The following is a 19,614-nucleotide window of genomic DNA, read 5'->3' as shown; positions in this document are numbered from 1 at the left end:
TGTCAGTACGCACCGGAGAGCAGCGCCCCGGCACCCGGCACGATCGGCTCCAGATCGAGCTCGCGCAGCATGGCGTAGGTCGTGGCGATCGCCGCCGTGATCACGGGCTTGCCCGTCATGGCCTCGACCTTCGACACCGCAGGCAGCGACGGCATCTGTACGCACGCGGAAAGCACAATGGCGTCGGCATCGTCATAGGGCAGCGTCTTGACGATGTCCGGCAGACGGCTCGGATCGTGACGACCGACGTCGAGGTTGTCGGGAATTTCGAGCGCGCGATACGCGATCACTTCGAAGCCTTCGTTACGGATGTAATCGACGACCAGTTCGGTGAGCGGCACCATGTACGGCGCCACCACAACGATGCGCTTCGCACCGATCACGCGCAGCGCATCGACCAGCGCACCAGCGCTCGTGAGCACCGGGGCCGCGCCGCCATTCTCGACGGTCTTCTCCGTCAGACGCTTCTGCGACACGCGGTGATAACCGTGACCCATGGCCATGATCGCCACGAGACAGGCGTAGCCGAGCACATCGACACGCGCATCGCTCAGCTCCAGCGCGCAGCGATCCGATTCGGCGTCCATGGCCGCGAGCTCTTCCTTGACCACTTTCTTCATCCGCATGCGGCTCGAATGGAATGTGAAGCGCTCGGGGCGGATCGTCTCGCGCAGCCGCAGCATCGCGGGAATCTCGGTTTCCATGGTGGTGTTGGAACTCGGCACGATCTGGCCGATGCGGAATTGCTTGGTCATGACGGCATTCTCCCGAAGGGTTGGGCGACCCGGGTGGCGCACGGTAGCAATACCGTGCACACACCATAAATGGTCAAGGTGCGAGAAACTCTAGCGCACACATTATATTTTCGCAACACAAGACAAAATCCTCGCTGCCGCCCATGAAGCCGCATGAATCAAGGCGATTGCGTGAATTGATCGATTCTTATCGGGGCAAACCCTGACGTGACATTTTTCTTCTTGCGATCAAAATTTATCGTGTGTACGCTTTGATTCATCGAACTCAACCAGCCCGGATGTTCCCCCGATTCACGGCTAAGCCGGGCGCACGATCAGGAGCTTTCATGAGCAAACCACGCATCGCCGTTATCGGCGCAGGCCTGGGCGGCACGGCTGCCGCCGGTCTGCTGGAGCGCAGCGGCTACGACGTTGCGCTGTATGAGCAGGCCCCGGCCTTCTCGCGTCTGGGCGCCGGCATTCACCTGGGGCCGAACGTGATGAAGATCATGCGTCGCCTGGGCATCGAAGATGCGCTCAACGTCATGGGCTCGCACCCCGACTACTGGTACAGCCGCGACTGGAAGACGGCCGAGGCGATGTCGCAGATTCCGCTGGGTGAGTTCGCATTGAAGACCTACGGTGCGACCTATCTGACGGTGCATCGCGGCGACTTTCACGAGTTGATGACGCGCGCCGTCTCGCCGGGCACCATCCGCTTCGGCAAGTGCCTGCAATCGGTGGAAGACACCGGTCGCGAAGTGCGCATGACCTTTACCGACGGCACCGTCGAGACGGCCGATATCCTGATCGGCGCCGATGGCGTGAACTCGAAGGTTCGCGAGCATCTGCTGGGCGCGGAGCCGCCGCGCTACACGGGGTATGTCGCGCATCGCGCCGTGTTCCCGGCATCGCTGCTCGGCAACAAGCCTTACGACATGTGCGTGAAGTGGTGGTCGGAAGATCGCCACATGATGGTCTACTACGTCACCGAGAAGAAGGACGAGTATTACTACGTGACCGGGGTGCCGCAGAAGGAATGGCCGGCTGGCGTGTCCATGCTGCCGAGCAGCCGCGAGGAGATGCTCGAAGCATTCGCCGGCTACCATGCCGACGTGCAGCATCTGATCGAAGTCTCGCCGACGATCACCAAGTGGCCGCTGCTCGAACGCGACCCGCTGCCGCTGTGGAGTCGTGGTCGTCTGGTCATGCTGGGTGACGCCTGCCATCCAATGAAGCCACACATGGCGCAGGGCGCGGCCATGGCGATCGAAGACGCCGCCATGCTCACGCGCTGCCTGAACGAAGTGGGCGTCACCGATTACGGCAATGCCTTCGCGCTTTACGAGGCGAACCGTGCGGCGCGCGCCTCCGAGGTGCAGCGCGTGTCCCACAACAATACCTGGCTGCGCACCAATGAGGACCCGGCCTGGGTGTTCGGTTACGATGTGTTCGAGATCCCCCTCGTCCCCGCTTCCTCGCGCACGGTTGCGCCGCCGCTGAGCGCCGTCGCCTGACTTGCAGGCACAGGACTTGCATGAACCTGCGGGGTGAGGCGTCCGGTACGGACGGCGTCACCCCGATTTTTCGTCTGCGAGTAATCCATGGCCGTATCGAATACCGTCGCAGGACCTGTCACGCTGTGTGTGAACGGCGAGCGCCACACTGTGGCGGATGCGACACCGGACACGCCGCTGCTCTACGTGCTGCGTAACGATCTGGCGCTCAACGGCCCGAAGTATGGCTGTGGGCTCGGTCAATGCGGCGCTTGCACGGTACTCGTGGACGGTCAGCCCACGCGCTCATGCGTGGTGCCGGTCAGCATCGCTCGCGAACGCGAGGTCACCACGCTCGAAGGGCTGGGCCGGATCGATGATCTGCATCCGATCCAGCGCGCTTTCATCGACGAGCAGGCGGCGCAGTGCGGGTATTGCCTGAACGGCATGATCATGAGCACCAAGGCGTTGCTCGATCGCAATCCCACACCCGACGACAGCGAGATTCACGCCGCATTGCGCTTCAATCTGTGCCGCTGCGGGACACACTACGAAATCGTCAAGGCCGTGCATCGCGCGGCGCAATACCTGCGACATGACACGGATCGATAGCGTCGATGGCGTCCATCGTGGCGATGGCGACGCGCACCGCGTCGTGCCCGCCGGCAACGCCGATGCACTTCCCGCCACCGAGGCCGCCTTCGGATCGCCGACGCCGGACGACGGGCCGCATGCGACCTACGGCTGGCCGACGCTCGACGGCGATGCCGTCGCCCGGCTCGACGTGACGGCGCGCACGCGCGCCGACGGCACGTTGCGCACCTGGGACTACCGGGCAGAGGTATCCAGCGATGCCACCCCCGGCGACGCCGCGCCTCCCATGGTGGCATCGCAGAACCATGCACTGCCGCCACCGCAGCTTTATCGTCATGACGTCAGCGCCATGCAGGTGAGCGATGTCGGCCATCGAATTCCGCCGCAAGCGCACACGTTTGCGCGCGAATCGTTCATCGACGAAGCGGCTGCGGACGCCGGGTACGACCCGGTCAGCTACCGCCTGCACCATCTCGATCCCCGGCAAGACGCCGGCGCGCGTGAGGTCATCCGCATGGTGGCGCAGCGCGCCGCGTGGGGACTGCCGGAGCGCGCCGATGCGCCGGCCGTACCGGATGGCTGGCGTCGCGGTCGGGGTTTCGCTTTCGATGGCGGCGCCTCTGACGCGACGGACAGTGCCCCGGATGCCTGGTCGGCGTGGATCGTCGATCTGGATGTCAACCCGCAATCGGGGGACATTGCGATTCGCCGCGTGGTCGCCGGTGCCGCGACGGGCGAGCCTGACGCCGCCCCTCACGTGAGCGGTCTGCCCGCGTGGCAGATCACCGACGCGATGCAGCGCGCGCTGGGCATGGCATGGCACGCCGAAGCGGCGCACGACGAAACCGGTACCGATAACCCCAACGACAATCAGGCTGCCGTCGCGCTTGCGCTGCAACGCGCGCTGACACAGGCAAGCGAGATGCCGGATGGCGCGCATGCGCCTCACGAGCTCTCGGAGGCTGACGCTCGCCGTTTGGCGAACGCCTCAGCGTCGGCTGCCGCCGCCATCGCCAATGCCTTGTTCGATGCGACCGGCGTGCGCCTGCGTCGGCCGCCGTTCGATCCGGCCAGCCTGCGTCAGGCGTTTCGCGATCCGGTTGCAGCAGAGATTGCCGGCGCGGCAAATGCCCCTGCTGACCGACGTCGCCCGGCACGCTGGCGTCGCTGGCTCGCGGGCGGCGGCATCGGCGGACTGATCGGCGGGCTGGTCGGACTGGCCTGCGCCATGCTGCCCGGACCCGCGGAAATTGCCCCCATCTCGGCAGCAGACAACACGTTGTGGTCTGCTGCGACGCTGGAGCGTGGACGACAGGTCGCTCTGGCGGGCGACTGCGCCGTCTGCCATACGACCCGGGGTGGCGCGACCAATGCCGGTGGCCTTGCGCTGGAAACACCGTTCGGCACCGTCTACTCGACCAACCTCACGCCCGACCCCGAGACCGGCATCGGTCGCTGGTCGTATGCCGCCTTCGCGCGCGCCATGCGTGAGGGCATCTCACGTGACGGCTCGCATCTATACCCCGCGTTTCCGTACACATCGTTTGCCAAAATGAGCGAGCCGGACATGCTCGCGCTGTACGGGTATTTGATGTCGCAACCGGCCGTCTCGAATACGCCACCGAAAACCGAACTCCCGTTCCCGCTTAACCAGCGCCGTCTGGTCGCCGGGTGGAACTGGATGTATCACGACACCGCTGAATATCGTCCCGATCCGTCGCAGTCGACGCTGTGGAATCGCGGTCGTTACCTTGTCGACGGCGCGGGGCATTGCGGGGCCTGCCATACGCCGCGCAATATGCTCGGCGCCGAGCGCGACAAGCTGTATCTGCGTGGCGGCGAAGCGGAGGGCTGGCGTGCGCCGCCGCTCGTCGGTACTCCCGACACGCCGGTGCCGTGGACCGAGGCGGCGCTCTTCGATTATTTACGCACTGGCTTCTCGCCGGAGCACGGGGTCGCCGCGGGTCCGATGGCGCCTGTGGTGTCCGGACTTGCCGCGTTGCCCGAATCCGACGTGCGCGCCATTGCGCATTACATCTCGTCGCTGTCGCCGCAACCCGACACGGCCAAGGTGGCCGATCTCGTGCGTAATCGCGCTGCGGGTGTGGACATTGCGACCACGCTCGGACTCGAGAACGGTCGTCGCGCCTTCGAGGCGGCCTGCGCCGTTTGCCATACGGAATCGGGCGGTGTGGGGCACTTTGGCGTGCGACCGCTGATGGGGCTCAATACGAGCGTCAGTCAGGCCAGCCCCGACAACCTTATGCATGTGCTGATGAACGGCATCGATCAGCCCGCGACGGAAGGCCTCGGCTACATGCCCGGATTCCGCGACGCGTTCGACGATCGCCAGATGGCCGAACTCGCCGCCTACATCCGCACGCGCTACGCACCCGACCAGCCCGCATGGGAAAACCTGAGCGGCGCCGCTGCCCGTGCGCGCGCCGCACACCATCCCTGAGCGTTCGCCCGATTTACGGAGCCCCCCATGCACAGCGTCGATCGCGAAGTTCTCGAAACCGCCTCACGCTGGCTCTCGCAGCAGCGTGCGGTGCAGCTCTACACCGTGGTCGCAACGTGGGGATCGTCGCCGCGCCCGCCCGGCGCGATGCTGGCCATTCGCGATGACGGGCGACTCGTCGGCTCGGTGTCTGGCGGCTGCATCGAGGACGATCTGATCGACCGCCTGCTACGCGACGGCGCGCCCTCGGGGCTGCCGGAATGCATCGAATATGGCGTTAGCGCCGACGAAGCGCACCGTTTCGGCCTGCCTTGCGGCGGCACGATGCGACTGGTGCGCGAGACGTTGTCGAGCGCGAGCCTGTTGCCAGCGCTCATCGAGGCGATGTGCAACGGCCGGGCGATGCGCCGCACGCTCGACATGGCCACGGGCCACGTCACGCTCACACCGCTCGCCGAGCATCTCGACGGAGATGCCTGTACCTTCGACGGCACGCGTCTTGTCACCACACATGGACCGACCTGGCGGCTGTTGTTGATTGGCGCCGGGCAACTCACGCAGTACGTCGCCAACATTGCGCTCACGCTCGATTACGCCGTCACGGTTTGCGATCCGCGCGAGGAGTATCGGGACGGCTGGCATACGCCCGGCACGACGCTGGTACGCACGATGCCGGACGATACCGTCGTCGGCATGCGTCCCGATGCGCGCATGGCGGTCGTGGCGCTCACGCACGATCCCAAGCTAGACGATCTCGCGCTGATGGAAGCGTTGATGTCGCCGGCGTTCTACGTCGGTGCGATCGGTTCGCGTCGCAACAACGAGAAGCGTCGCGAGCGGCTGGCGTTGTTCGGGGTGACGTCAGAGGCGCTTGCGCGGTTGCACGGCCCTGTCGGGTTGTATCTGGGCGGGCGGACGCCGCCGGAGATTGCGGTGTCGATTGCGGCGGATCTGACCGCTCGTCGACATCGTCTTCCTGTGACGTCGCTCATGGACGTGGAAGCCGGTAAAACGCTCGTCGGTTGAAGCGTCTTGCCTCAGCCGACGAGGCTGTGCAAATCATGTGAGTCATTCGATTCGCACAGCCTTCACTTCAAGCCATCTTCAACGATTCACGACGTGCTTCGGGTACGCCAATGCCAGCGCGCAACCGATCAGCATGCACGCGGCAAACCCGTAAATGCCGGCCGATTGCGTGTGGAAAGTGTCACGCAGCCAGCCGATGAAGTAGGTGCTCAGGAAGCCGCCCAGGTTGGCCAGCGAGCAGGCGAACGCGATGCCTGCTGCCGCAGCCGCCCCTTTCAGGAAGGTCGACGGTACCGCCCACACCACCGGCATGGCAGCCGCCGCGCCCAGATTGATCAGCGAGAACAATAAGACCGTCATCGCTGTGCCGTGCGAGCCGCTCGCAAAGATGAACATCGCCACGGCGGAGAGCAGGAAGGGCAGCACGATGTGCCAGCGGCGTTCACGCAGTCGATCCGAGCGTGCGCCCCAAACCAGCACGCCGATAACGGCCAGTGCGTTGGGAATCGCCATCAGCCAGCCGATCGTGTACGGGTCCTTGACGCCGGTGTCTTTCAGAATCGTCGGCAGCCAGAAGCTCACGCCATACAGGCCGAGCAGCACGCAAAGGTCGATCAGTCCCAGCATCCACACCTTCACGTCGGAGAACGCGGCGCCGAGATTGTGGCGTTTGTGCACATTGGCGTCCTTGTCGAGGTTGGCGACGAGCACCGCTTTTTCCTGCGGCGTGAGCCAGCGTGCCGACGCGATGTCGTTCGGCAGATAGATGAAGATCGCAATGCCCAGTACGACCGACGGAATGGCCTCGATCACGAACAGCCATTGCCAGCCGCCGAAACCGTGGGCGCCATCGAACATCTGCATGATCCAGCCCGACAGCGGACTGCCGATCATGCTCGAGAGCGGCAGGCCGACCATGAACAGCGCGATGATGCGTGCGCGTCGCTCATCCGGATACCAGCGCGTGAGATACAGCAGCACGCCCGGCAGGAACCCGGCTTCGGCTACGCCGAGCAGGAAGCGCAACACATAGAACTGCGTGGGTGTCGAGACGAAGGCCGTCGCGCCCGAGATCAGGCCCCACGTGACCATGATGCGCGCGATCCAGAGCTTCGCGCCGACCTTTTGCAGAATCAGGTTGCTGGGCACCTCGAACAGGATGTAGCCGGCGAAGAACAAACCGGCGCCCAGCCCGTAGACGGTATCGCTGAACTGCAATGCACTGAGCATTTGCAGTTTGGCCAGCCCGACGTTGATGCGATCGAGATAAGCCGCGAAATAACAAAGACAGAAGAAGGTGATGAGACGCACTGTGACCTTGCGGTAGACCGCGTCGGTGTCGGCGCTCGACGTGGCCACAGCTTCAACCACATTTGGCGTTGAGATATAAGACATGGCGATTCCCGATGACTGTAAGGGATGGGTGAATCGTCCGCCCGGCGAGAATTCGGGCGTGTGCACTCGGCACTGACGGATGTATAGCACGAACAAAAAGTGTATGCGCTACAAAAATAAGAGGCCTACCGATGGCCTCGCACCGTCAATTACCGCTCCCGCCAATGCCATAAAGGCCGTCAATTAACGGTCAATCAGAGACATAGGGTTTTTCTCTACCGACAAGGGGAATTGTTTTCCTTGAAGGCGTTATTTTAAGTGTGTACGCTACGAATAACCCTTCCGAGTCCTGACTGAGGAACCGCCATGTACGACCGTTTTGCTGTTGACCGCCTGATCGACCTGTGGCTCACCGAAGACATCGGTTATTGCGACCTCACGGCGCAGACCATGATCGACGAATCTGCCACCGGTGCTTTTGTCATGAACGCCCGTGAACCGGTGATCGTTGCCGGCATTCAAGTGGCTGCGCGAATTTTCGAGCGTTACGATCCGACGCTCAAGATCGATGTGAAAGTGCGTGACGGTGAGCATGCCCCGAAGGGTGCGATCCTGCTGCACGTTTCGGGTAACGCCCGCAGCATTCTCACGGCAGAGCGCACTGCACTGAACATCGTGCAGCGCATGAGCGGTATCGCCAACGAAACGGCGCGTTATGTCGCCGCCATCGAAGGCACCCGTGCCCGACTGCTCGACAGCCGTAAGACGACGCCGGGTCTGCGCATGCTGGAAAAGCACGCCGTAAGTTGTGGCGGCGGGCTGAACCATCGCCTGGGGCTGGATAACGGCGTGATGATCAAGGACAACCACATCGCGGTGGCCGGCAGCATCAAGGCCGCAGTGTCGCGTGCCCGCAAACTCGTGCCGATGCTTACCAAGGTGGAAGTGGAATGCGACCGCCTCGATCAGGTGAGCGAGGCGCTGGAGACCGACGTGGACGTGATCATGCTGGACAACATGTCGGTCGAAGACATGAAGACGGCTGTCGCCATGATCAACGGCAAGTGCAAGGTGGAAGCGTCGGGCGGGATTCGTCTGGATACGATTCGCCCGATTGCCGAGACGGGCGTCGACTACATTTCGACGAGCAAGATCATGCAGTCGGCCCCGGCCGTCGATATCGGCCTGGACGAAGCCTGATCCGGGCATCGACATCTACCGACACTCGATACGCCGACGCCGACCATGACGCGCCCCGGGATTTTCTTCTTCGTGGTCGGCCCCAGTGGGGCCGGCAAGGACACGCTGATCGACGGGGCGCAGGAGCGCTTCGCCGACAGTGGCCGGTACGTGTTCGCGACACGTACGATTACCCGTCCGGGCGACGCTCCGGGTGAGGCGCACATCGGCGTGACCGAAGCCGAGTTCGCCGCTCGCGATGCGCAGGGCGCGTTTCTCGTCACATGGCAGGCGCACGGGCTGCACTACGGGCTTGATGCCACGCTGCGTGACGATCTTGCGCAGGGCCGTCACGTGGTGGCCAATGGGTCCCGGGCGATTCTGCCCAAGCTCATTGGCCGGGTGCCGCGCCTGATCGTCATTGAAGTCAGTGCACCGGCCGAGGTGCTTGCCATGCGCATCGCCGGGCGCGGGCGCGAGACGCCTGAGCAGATCGTTGCGCGACTGGCTCGCACCGTCACGGCCTATCCGGCAGAAGTGCCGCTCGTGCGCGTGTCGAACGACAGCACTAGTGACATCGGCATCGCGCGTTTCGTCGAAGCGTTGGAGACGTGTGCGGCGCCCCCGGAGAGTCTGGGGTTGGCGGAAGCCAAGCGTGCCGGTGCAACGCTTGACGAGGCGTCGTGGACGTTACTCCTCGACGACCTGATGCATGAGCGCTATGCGCCGCAAGAGGGCGAAGCGCTGCTACGGCTGTTGATCGAAGGGCTCGACGACAACGAGATCGTTGCGCTGACGCGTGCCCGCACGCGATTGATGCCGCGCATCGATTGGGGACGACCGATCGTCGTCGACAAGCATTCGATGGGCGGTGTGCCGGGCAGTCGCATCACGCTGATCGTGGTGCCGCTGGTCGTGGCTTACGGATTGTGCATGCCGAAGACGTCGTCGCGTGCGATCACGTCGGCGGCGGGAACGGCCGACGCGATGGAGGCGGCGACACGCGTCGATCTCGATGCGACCGAAATGCGTGCAGCAGTGGCGCAGGCCGGGGGCTGCATCGTCTGGAACGGACGTCTCAATCACTCTCGCGTCGACGATGTGACCAACGCGATGGTTCGGCCGCTCCGGCTGGATACGCGGAGATGGTCGGTCGCATCGATACTTTCCAAGAAGTTCTGTGCCGGTGCCACGCACGTGGTAGTGGATCTGCCGTGGGGGCCGCAGGCCAAGATGGCGGACGAAGCGCAGGCGCGCGAACTTGGCGCGCTGTTCGAGCGGGTCGGGGCAGCGTTGGGCATGACCGTGCAGGCATTCGCCACCGATGGCCGTGCGCCGATCGGTCGAGGCATCGGCCCGGCGCTGGAACTGCGTGATGTGTTGCAGGTTCTGGACAATGACGCCGCTGCGCCAGCCGATCTGCGGGCGAAAGCGCTGACGTTCGCGTCACGGATTCTGTCGTGGGACCCGGCGCTTGGCGGCGATGTCGTCAAGGCGCCGGTTATCGCGGAAGCATTGCTGACGGACGGCTCGGCCCGTCGCGCGTTCGAACGCATCGTAGACGCGCAGGGACGCAAACCTTATGCGACGCCTTCCACGGAATTCGTGAACGTCGTGGCAACGTCAGACGGTGTCGTCGCGGCTATCGACGGCTGGGAGATTTCCGGCATCGCCCGCGACGCCGGTGCGCCCGAGGATCTGGGAGCGGGTGTGGATCTGCTTTGCGCTGTTGGAGAGCGGGTGAAAGTCGGTGATGTGCTCATGCGCGTGCATGGTGGTGATCCGCAACGTCTGGCAGCGGCTGCGGCTCGTGCAGCGGTGGCGAGTGGGGTGTTGGTGGGGTGAGGTTGGTTTAGTGTTGGCGTCGTCTGCGTTGAATATCGGGTCGGAGAGGGCGTTTTAGGCTTGTTTGAAGCGTGCTCTTCGGTTCCGTAGTGGCCTCGTGCTACGGGTCGATCCCGACCCAAAATGGACATCCAGTGACGTGAAAGTCCTCAATGATCCTTGCACACGTCACTTGCCCCATTTCGCATGTACGAAGCGGGCGAAGGATTCGCTGGTTCCCGTCGCCCTTCTCCATTCCTGAGGATGGGTATCAGATATCGCCGTCCAGAAGTGGTCGATCCACACTTCGGAAATGTTCGGCGCTTCATCCCCCTGTTGGGATTAAGTAATAACAGTGTGAGAGCGTTTCTCTAGCGTAGGGCGTATCGGTGAGCAGCGCGATTGCGAACACCCTTGCCAATTCAAGGTTTGGATTCTCGCATGGGGCGCTCAGCCAACTAGGTATCCCCATATTTTTCCTCCGTACTAGTTGGACTACCGGAGCCTCTTGGATAGGACCTGCCGACGACCGTTTCTGGCCGTCTGCCGTCCGCACCATCCCGACCCGATGCGGTCCTTATGATTTGCCGACAGCGGTCGCTCAACATCCACGACTGGGGCGTTGGTACGATGCTACTCATCCGCCGCTAGAATCGAAGTAAATCGACCAATGATATTCGACATTGAAGGTAAAGCAGGTATCACTGCACCCACGCAGACTCAAATCAGCCGCGCCGTTAAGTCGCTGCGAACTTATGGACCGTCCTCATATGCGTCTCTGACAGATAGCCGGGGAAACTATGTACAGGTTGCTGGTGGTGGCGTTTCCTGCATGATTGAGCATTTCGAAACTGACGGGGCGCGGCGACAGAGAGCATTCCATGACAAGCCAAGTCCAGTCCGTCCAGACGGCACAATTCTGGTGTTCGGCGGGGGCAACATTCCCATGCGGTCGGATGAGTGGTTCATGTCCGACCAGGTTGTGGAAATATTCATTGCCTTCATGATCGGAAAACCGTTTCCGCCATCTATTCATTGGCGGCCAGCACCCGGGTTCTGATCCGTGGCTCAGCAACGAGATCGACTTGTCGAACGTCTCAAACTGGCCGATTTCCGCCAGTTGCGACGGACCGCTGACGACCCATAACAGTCCTTCGACGCAACCCGAGCCCTTCGGCAGCTTCCAAAGACGAACAGCCATTCGAGCAGCCGTATCGACCGGCGAGTTTGCGGCCTTTGCCGACATTCGGGCATCGGCCGCTGTACTACGCGACTTTCGAGCCTATTATCCTCTCGCCATCCAGCTTTAGAAGCAATCGCACGGGCTCAGCCTGCTGGCGAAAGAACCCGATCGCAGCCTTGAGTTCGCGCTCTACGTCTTCCCGGGAGAGCTTTAGCTGATCAATAAATTGCTGGTTCAGTGCTAGGAGTTCCAGCTTGCGCTGTGAAACAGTTGAATTCGTGTTTGTTACCGCAGACAACGCTTGTGCCCTCTGACGCATAAGGTTGGTTGCGCTGGCGATAAGTGGGCCATCCTCGCGCAGGTCTTGCAACGATTCCCGGATATCGTCAAGCCGCGTAGTTTTGAGGTTTTCGCTTAGGCCGAGAGTCACGGCGAGTTGTAGAACTGCTGCGCGTGCTCGAATACAGACGTGCATCTCCGCACAAAGCCTTGCGAGTCGCGCGTGATGTCCCTTGAGTGCGGTGTGTATGCCGCTGGTACCAAAGGTGTCAGGATCACTGATTTCGGCGATCTCATTAATTGCCAGGGCGATGTCCTCTCGCAGATGACCTTGAACGCTCAAAAGCGTCTGTTCGTTCATTTCGAAAACCATTGGCAACCCTTCCGGCGCCTCGCCTGCCATCACCGAGGGAGCGACTTGTTCGAGATATGTGACAAGCCCGGAGACCTTCGCGAATCTACCATTTTTCTGGAAATCCTCAATGGACGTGACGGTCTTTTTCAGTTCGTTGAGTTCTCGGTTGATGTCAGCGAGATGCTTTTGCCCAAGTGCGACAGAAGCGACCTGCAAGAGAGCGCCAGCGTTAACGATATTGGACAGCGCCGAAGGATCGAGAAGGGTACCGTGACTCGGTTTGCCATCGATCATCGCGATCAACCGATAGCCTTCTGTGCCCTTTGCCTTCAGCAGAGGCCCATTGATCACCACTTCCATGTAGGTGTTAGACGCAACGTTCTGAGCTGCGGCTAGGCTCGGTACCGCCTGGAACAACGGGCTAAGTCTACCGATATCGGCGCCGCTACTCGCGAGCAGCCAGTTTTCAACGACAGGTTCGGAAATGCGCGTCAGCGAAACCAGCGAGTCAGCGCCCGTCTCGCCGACGGCCAATGTGGCGGAGCGCGTCAAGGACTGCGGTACCGCCGGAGCGCTTTCGAACACGGCGGTGGAGTTTGACGCTATCGACTCCAGGACCAGGCGGCGCACGTACGCAATATGCAGTACGCAGGGCGCCGTAACGCGATATGCGGGGTCGGCAAGCGCAAGTGTTGTGAGTGCGGGTACTCCCGGAAGCCCGAATATCACAAGCGGTCCTTTGGCTGCGTTGCCCTTGACCACGTTCGAGAACTTCGTCGCTTCGGATAGCACCTTGGCCCGCGCCCGTTCCGCTGCGGCATCGCGCTCGGAATGGGGGAGCGTCGACCACTCAACGTCCAGATACAGGTTCAGCAACGCCGATTCGCTCTTGATAATATCGCTTTCGTTCAAGGGAACACCAAATCTTTTGCATACGTCACCGACGATCTCACTGTAGTCAGGACCGCCCCGACGCACCGTATTGGCCATCGTATTGCCGCCAAACCTTCGAATCTCGTCACCAATTGCGCGGTAGAACCGGGACGGTTGTGAGGGGGATTTCTTGTAATCTTCGTCTGATTCGATCGAGCTGCTCACACGGTCTTTGATTAGGGAGAGAAGTGGCTCTAGGTCATGGTCGGTACAAACCGAAAGCAGTGCGTAAAGGTCGCCCTTTCGAATATCTCCGATCATTGAATATTTGATCGTGCGCGTGGTCTTCGCGGTCATAGTTTTCCGAGTTGGCACGTATTTTAGGAAGTGTCCTGCGGAGTATCTATAGTTCGGTTTGCGAGTATGGTTGTCAACGCTTTGTTTGGTGAAGGATGACCGCTATTGAATGTGAAGGCGCCGCTCCAATGTCACGCCAAGCGCCGAGATGAACGACGCTTCCTGGCCTGCAAGCGACCGCTCGCCGGCCGAGGTACATCAAACCTCGGTTTGCTCTGCCATCTCAAGGGCAAGTTCGAAGCTTGCTATCGATTGCGAGATTAAACATCGCAAGCTCACGGACGTTCGACGCCATCTGAAGCCTTGTCCGGATCGCCCAAATTTCTCGGAGCTTTAGCGGCGGCTTTAGCCCGGTGAGTTTGCCCTTGTTCCATGGCACACGATGGCTAACCACGACATTCTCGGAGTTCATGACAATCTCCTTTCATGCAAAGGGAGATTGAGTGTGCGTCTACTGAAGGTCGCTATCCGACCCTGAGCGGCCGCTCGTCGGGAACTCGTTGTGTCCGCTCTCAACTCACGAGTTCGCGGGCTAAATCTTATTTAGACGATGTAACAGTAGGTGTTTCATTTGCTTGGTCGCCTGATGCGTGCTTTGTCGTTGTCCGCCTCACGCGGTAGCCGCCTGTGGAACCATCGTGGCCAAGTCCGCCGAGCGCCCCTTACTCCAGTAGTGCACGAACAGGGAACGCGGCTAAGGCATCTGCGGAGGCCACTGATGGGTCTCCGCCTGCTTCTCGCGGCACCAGGCGAACCAGGCGTCGTACATCACCATGCCGTGAGCGAGCATTTCGTGGTCGTTCGGAAACGTGCGCGACAACCCCAGCGAGATGCTATAAAGGCCCGCAGATTGGGGGGGGCAGGTCAGAGCGACCTATTGGAGGCCCACTGTGTCACGTGATTACTCCTGACCGATTTGAGGACGCAGGTATTAAGGTCTTCTGGGCGAGGGCGGTTTCAAGTGACCGACCCTTCTCGAGGTTCGTCTCCCGAACTTCATGCTCAGACGGGCAGCAGTGCGATTTTCCGTCGGGCGACGAACGGTATGACATGACGCAGCGCGTGTTCGGAGCAAGTGCAATTTCCGGTCTGTGCGCTGGGTCGAGGAAAAAGCCTGCTTCTGCCAACGACTCCAATTAAGTTGGCTCCATTGGCAGCCCGAAATGTAGCGCAACGAAGTACCTGCGACCGATCTTAGAGACGGACTTGACCGTTACCTGGCAATTGTGGGGTAGGTTATGTCGTCAACTAGGCAACAGATTAATCGGTGGTCGTTTACGTGGAATAGCGATACGTCTCCGGCGTCTTGCGCTCCAATAAAGAACAGATATCCCTTTTCATTCGCACCGCTGTTTTTGGCCGCTATCGCTTCCTTGCGAGCAGCTTCAATCTCATTGCGAACGTATGTGCGTTTCGCCTTGCTCCATTCTGCCCATTCGACTCGAATGCGGTGCCCTTGTGTAAGACGCTTTTCCTGATCGCGTTCACCCGCGTCCACAATGATCTCGAGATATTCGTCTGATTCGACGGGTTTACTCCACCGAATGGCTGCATAGAAGATCCGAGCGTCCGGGTATGAGACTAGTTCGTCCCACTTCAGCTTTTTGAATACGGAAATGTACTTTGTGGCAAGGACGCCAGGCACATCCAGTTCTAGATCTCGGTCGTATGGGAAGTTTATGAACGTCCGGCAGATTGGTCGAATTGTGTTTGCCGCACGGCGACGACTTGTTGTCGGTGTATCTTGGTCGCTGCCGGTCGTTCGTCTGGCGCTCGCGTCTCGCCCACGTGTCGCATCACTGTCTTCGGAGTCTGGCCCGTCAGTAATGATGCGTCGATCGCGCAGGACCAGCTTTGATGGATACGGGGCAGGGAAGCCGTCCCTCGGTGTGCTTAGGCGTTGCTTCTTGCCCTTGCGAGCCAGCTTTCGCTCTCCGTCGACATCGCAGTTCGGTCTGTGATCGGTGTCCCTCGCAGTGAAGTAGGGCCGGACCACGTTTTCTGGTCGATAAGCAGCGGGCGTGAGCTTGATCCCGCACCCGCGACACACGTATCGGTCCTTGTCGACTGAGGCGATGAGCCAGAGTTGTTCGGCTTCAACGATTTCTCCGGTGATCTTGTCCTGCGCAGAATCCATATTCACCTCATTGCGCTATTCTTTAGCCACGACATTCAACGCCAGCCACATTCTGTACTGGGGGGGGCGAAGCTCCCATGATTTGGAGGCGGTCATCCTCCTAATCGTCAAATAATTCAGATCAATTTGTATTGGGCATAAGCGGCTGGCGCCCAGTATCACGGATACGTCGCGCTCGAACCAATCGGCAACAGCCAAGCTACGCGAATCAGCCCGTCAGGGCTTCGTTGCTTCGAACTGCAAGGAAGGCAGCGGCGCTGCGCCCAGCGAGCCATTGAACTGACCAATTCTCTCGCCATACTTTTGCCGCAGGCAGTTCAGGTTGTCGCCACATGTACGACGAGATGACAACCAATCCAACTGCGAGCGTTTGAGAGCATCGGGATCCGCTACAGATGCCAGCGCTGTTCGATACATCTGTCCCAACTCAACGTCCATCGCTGCAAGCCCTGGATCGTTGCAAATCTGCAATTCGTCGCTTGATGTTGCGCGAGCACAATCAAAACTCGTCACAAAGGTCTGGGCGCCCCCGGGTTGTTGGCCGTCCCAAGACGTATGCGGAGGTTCGCGGTGTGGAGTAAGGGATGAAGTTACAACTCGCTCGTTTGTCGATTGGACGTCCTTGACGGGCCCTTCTTGCGCAGACTCAGCGGACTGCGGCGCAGTTCCCAGCGAGCGTGGGGGTGCTTCAAGCTGCTCTAGTCGATTAGAAGCGCCCGTGACCTGCGGCGAGTTTGCCGGACCGGGAACACTATGCGCTCCTATGAGATTGTTCAGTGCCGCACCGACAATGCAAATCCCTGCGCCCCACAGTATTCTTCTGCCAGATCGCGGGAAGTTTCTTGTGTCCGGCTCATTGTTCTTATAGCCGGTTCTAAATCGACGATCGACCTTGCGTGTGTCGACAAAACCGAATACGCCGACCACTACCGTAAGCACACCAATAACAACAAAAATACTTCCCAGCGCGTCCATGAGAGATCCCGGATTAATGCGGTTCATTTGCCGCAAATTATTATCTTTCAAGTACTCATGCCAAGCGTCGTTGCGCCCACCAGGGATGAGCTACAAGCTTGAACCATGCCCTTCATTCCATGAAGTTGCTTCTCCACCTAGTCCAATTGCTGGCGACGACTAAAAAATCGGCTATGCCGTGCCGGCTAGTCTCGAACAATCAAGCCATTAGAACGTGATTTTTACGCGACAACTAACGATGTCTTGTCGTTAGCATGCCGATGCGTGGCAGGCTATGATAACGTCTTGCATTACTTTTAAGTCGTTAAAATATGCCATGCCTGCCTTTGAAAATCCTCGCTGGTTGAAAGACTTACTGCGATTCTTGCCGTTGAAGAGTCAGTTTGTCCTTTCCGGAAATGTCAGAGATTTGCAGGCCTGCGAGGTTGCGCCAGAAATGATCACGGCTCAATCGCTTGTGAATACGCTCGCGGATAACCTTGGCGAAGCCGGCTATGCTCAGTTGGTGGTCTGGAATCCTGTTTCCGGATTTAGCATTCCGGAAAGCCGCATACATCAGGTCGAAAGAGGCGAAGATACGCTACGGCGTCTCGGCTTGACTCCGGTTGGAAATTCAGCGCTTGGCGGAATCGACGTGCTAACCGCGTGCCTAGAGCGACTTATTGCGATGGAGGGCCCGCCGATAGCGCTTGTCGTAGACTTTGCCTCTCGACTAGCCGTCCGGACGGAGTCACTGAGCGCGGCAGAACACAATCTCTTTACGCGTGCACTCGTTCTATCACACACGTCCACACCACGGCCGGCCGGCGAACGGCGTCGCCCATTCTTCAATACTGTACTTTGGGTTGTTGACAAGGAAAGCGACTTGCCCGACTGGTTGCTTATTGGCAATCCGAGAATCAGGCATGTGCCCGTCTCCAAACCCGACAGCGCGGCTAGGCGCGCGCTTTCACCAGCGCTTCTGCGAGGAGTGCCTGGCTCAAGAGAGGCAACACCGGCCATCATGGAAGATGCCGAGTCTGCATTCATCGATGGTACCGAGGGCCTATTGCTCGCAGACATGAATGCAATCGCTACCCTCGCTCGTGTCGAAAGCGTCCCCATCGGCAAGATTGCCGATGCCGTCAGACGCTACAAGGTTGGCGTCACGGAAGACCCGTGGCTTCGAATTGATCGTGAAAAGATCCGCAACGCTGAGCTTACGATCCGAAAGCGGGTTAAGGGACAACCCCATGCAGTGACGCACATGCTTGACCTTGTCAAGCGAGCTATGACCGGCGTTGGTGTGCAGCGAAAAGGCAACAGGCCGCGCGGCGTCGCGTTTCTTGCTGGACCGACGGGCGTGGGGAAGACGGAGCTTGCGAAGACGATTACCAGCCTTCTTTTCGGCGATGAGAGCGCATATATTCGCTTCGATATGTCCGAGTTCAGCTCTGAGCATTCTGACCAACGGCTTATTGGTGCGCCGCCGGGGTACGTCGGCTATGACGTTGGCGGAGAGTTGACGAACGCAATTCGGGAGCGACCGTTCAGCGTTGTGCTTTTCGACGAAATCGAAAAAGCGCACCCGCGAATTCTCGATAAGTTTCTGCAAATTCTCGACGACGGCGTGCTCACGTCAGGGCGAGGAGACAGGGTGTACTTTTCCGAGGCGCTGATCGTATTCACCTCGAATCTGGGCATTTTCCGTGAGGCCGAGCTTGGGCGACGAGTACCCAATGTCGTCCCAGAGGATTCTTTTGACGACATTGGCACGAAAGTGCTCTCTGAAATTCAACGGCACTTTAAGTTGGTGCTCAACCGTCCCGAAATCCTGAACCGGATTGGCGAGAACATTATTGTTTTCGATTTCATCCGGGAGAACGTCGCGCAAGATATTTTTGACCAGATGATCGGCGCCGCTCTCGACGACATTGCTTCTCAGGGAATTTCCATCGAACTGGACCCACCGTCGGTGGTTGCTCTCAAGCATCGGTGCCTAAGTGATCTTTCCAATGGTGGTCGTGGCATCCGTAACCAGATCGAGGCGCATCTGATCAACCCGCTCGCGCGCGGCATGTTCGATCAGGATGCGAAGCCCGGCGATAGCTTTCTAGTCACCAACATTGCCGACGGTGAACTGCAATTGCACAAGCACCAACAGTCATGAACATTCGTCTGTCACGTTTGCATTTCCCCGTCACATCCTTGGGGCCAGGAAGACGGATCGGAATATGGTTCCAAGGTTGCAGCATACGCTGCCCGGGATGCATATCAGCCGATACGTGGACCATGACCGGCGGCGAGTCGACAGTCGGGCGGGTGTTGGAGCAAATCAGGATCTGGCTACCTCAAGCCGACGGTTTCACTATTTCCGGGGGGGAGCCATTTGATCAACCGGATGCTCTAGTCTCGCTTGTCGGCGCCCTGCAAGAAGCATCTAGCGCTGATGTTCTGGTCTACAGCGGCCACTCCTTTGAGGCGCTCGCAGGCACTCTGGAACGGGTTAATGGCGCAATTGATGCGCTCGTCACCGACCCGTTTGAAATAGATGTCCCGCACACCCGTCCTCTTCGCGGTAGTGACAACCAGCGGCTGCATATACTCACGGAGCGTGGCAGGGCACTCTATTCACAGTATGAGCGAGAGCTGACCGAGAGCGACAAGTCGCTTGACGTCATGTTCGATGAGGACGGTAGCGTCTGGTTCGCGGGAATTCCGAACCGGGATGACTTCCAGCGATTACGCGACCTATTGACCGATCAGGGCCATCGAGTCCAGATCAGCGCTGACAAAGCGCCGAACAGATAAGACAGGAAATGTCAGC

Annotated in this window: 13 protein-coding genes and 2 pseudogenes; 8 read left to right on the top strand and 7 right to left on the bottom strand. The window is 60.0% G+C overall.

What is annotated here, in order from left to right; genetic code table 11:
* Positions 1–2: 2 nt before the first annotated feature.
* Positions 3–755: an Asp/Glu racemase gene (locus A9762_RS19250; protein WP_069343617.1), complete on the bottom strand. Its 753-nt coding sequence runs from the start codon at positions 753–755 to the stop codon at positions 3–5.
* Positions 756–1,081: 326 nt separating this feature from the next.
* Between A9762_RS19250 and A9762_RS19245 the strand changes: the two genes are divergently transcribed.
* From A9762_RS19245 to A9762_RS19230, 4 genes are all read left to right on the top strand, one after another.
* The gene (locus A9762_RS19245; protein ID WP_069343616.1) at positions 1,082–2,251 is read left to right on the top strand and encodes an FAD-dependent monooxygenase; all 1,170 of its coding nucleotides are present in this window, start codon (positions 1,082–1,084) and stop codon (positions 2,249–2,251) included.
* An 87-nt stretch (positions 2,252–2,338) separates the two neighbouring features.
* The gene (locus A9762_RS19240) at positions 2,339–2,842 is read left to right on the top strand and encodes a (2Fe-2S)-binding protein (protein WP_069343615.1); all 504 of its coding nucleotides are present in this window, start codon (positions 2,339–2,341) and stop codon (positions 2,840–2,842) included.
* Entirely contained in the window at positions 2,826–5,285 is a 2,460-nt protein-coding gene (locus tag A9762_RS19235) for a c-type cytochrome (protein ID WP_069343614.1), read from the top strand. The genes A9762_RS19240 and A9762_RS19235 overlap by 17 nt, the downstream gene beginning before the upstream one ends.
* Before the next feature lie 27 nt (positions 5,286–5,312).
* Positions 5,313–6,311, top strand: coding sequence for an XdhC family protein (locus A9762_RS19230; RefSeq protein ID WP_069343613.1), 999 nt, complete (start codon positions 5,313–5,315; stop codon positions 6,309–6,311).
* 78 nt (positions 6,312–6,389) lie between these two features.
* Here the strand turns inward: A9762_RS19230 and A9762_RS19225 are convergent, their stop codons facing one another.
* Positions 6,390–7,706: an MFS transporter gene (locus tag A9762_RS19225; RefSeq protein WP_139133294.1), complete on the bottom strand. Its 1,317-nt coding sequence runs from the start codon at positions 7,704–7,706 to the stop codon at positions 6,390–6,392.
* A 306-nt stretch (positions 7,707–8,012) separates the two neighbouring features.
* Between A9762_RS19225 and nadC the strand changes: the two genes are divergently transcribed.
* Positions 8,013–8,846: a carboxylating nicotinate-nucleotide diphosphorylase gene (gene nadC / locus A9762_RS19220; protein ID WP_069343612.1), complete on the top strand. Its 834-nt coding sequence runs from the start codon at positions 8,013–8,015 to the stop codon at positions 8,844–8,846.
* 45 nt (positions 8,847–8,891) lie between these two features.
* Positions 8,892–10,670, top strand: a complete 1,779-nt coding sequence (phnN, locus tag A9762_RS19215; protein ID WP_069343611.1) for a phosphonate metabolism protein/1,5-bisphosphokinase (PRPP-forming) PhnN — start codon at positions 8,892–8,894, stop codon at positions 10,668–10,670.
* A 1,244-nt stretch (positions 10,671–11,914) separates the two neighbouring features.
* Here phnN and A9762_RS19210 read toward each other — a convergent pair.
* From A9762_RS19210 to A9762_RS28630, 5 genes and pseudogenes are all read right to left on the bottom strand, one after another.
* Positions 11,915–13,696, bottom strand: a complete 1,782-nt coding sequence (locus A9762_RS19210; RefSeq protein WP_069343610.1) for a hypothetical protein — start codon at positions 13,694–13,696, stop codon at positions 11,915–11,917.
* Positions 13,697–13,925: 229 nt separating this feature from the next.
* Positions 13,926–14,108, bottom strand: a pseudogene (locus A9762_RS19205) (integrase); the annotation flags it as partial.
* A gap of 282 nt (positions 14,109–14,390) precedes the next feature.
* Positions 14,391–14,564 (bottom strand): annotated as a pseudogene (locus A9762_RS19200) (chromate resistance protein ChrB domain-containing protein); the annotation flags it as partial.
* Between the two features lie 345 nt (positions 14,565–14,909).
* Positions 14,910–15,833, bottom strand: a complete 924-nt coding sequence (locus tag A9762_RS19195; RefSeq protein WP_069343609.1) for a hypothetical protein — start codon at positions 15,831–15,833, stop codon at positions 14,910–14,912.
* Between the two features lie 216 nt (positions 15,834–16,049).
* A complete protein-coding gene (locus tag A9762_RS28630; RefSeq protein WP_139133293.1) occupies positions 16,050–16,835 on the bottom strand; it encodes a lysozyme inhibitor LprI family protein in 786 nt (261 codons plus the stop codon).
* A gap of 289 nt (positions 16,836–17,124) precedes the next feature.
* On the opposite strand from A9762_RS28630, the gene A9762_RS19190 reads away from it, so the two are divergent.
* Both A9762_RS19190 and A9762_RS19185 read left to right on the top strand, forming a co-directional pair.
* Complete coding sequence (locus A9762_RS19190; RefSeq protein ID WP_069343726.1) at positions 17,125–18,957, top strand: AAA family ATPase; 1,833 nt, start codon at positions 17,125–17,127, stop codon at positions 18,955–18,957.
* Positions 18,954–19,598: a 4Fe-4S single cluster domain-containing protein gene (locus tag A9762_RS19185; protein ID WP_069343608.1), complete on the top strand. Its 645-nt coding sequence runs from the start codon at positions 18,954–18,956 to the stop codon at positions 19,596–19,598. The genes A9762_RS19190 and A9762_RS19185 overlap by 4 nt, the downstream gene beginning before the upstream one ends.
* Positions 19,599–19,614: the final 16 nt, after the last annotated feature.

The sequence above is a fragment of the Pandoraea sp. ISTKB genome (genome assembly GCF_001721285.1).
GTDB classification, from domain to species: Bacteria; Pseudomonadota; Gammaproteobacteria; order Burkholderiales; family Burkholderiaceae; genus Pandoraea; species Pandoraea capi.
Note: the sequence above shows the minus strand (reverse complement) of the source record. Positions and strands in the feature narration are given on the sequence as shown.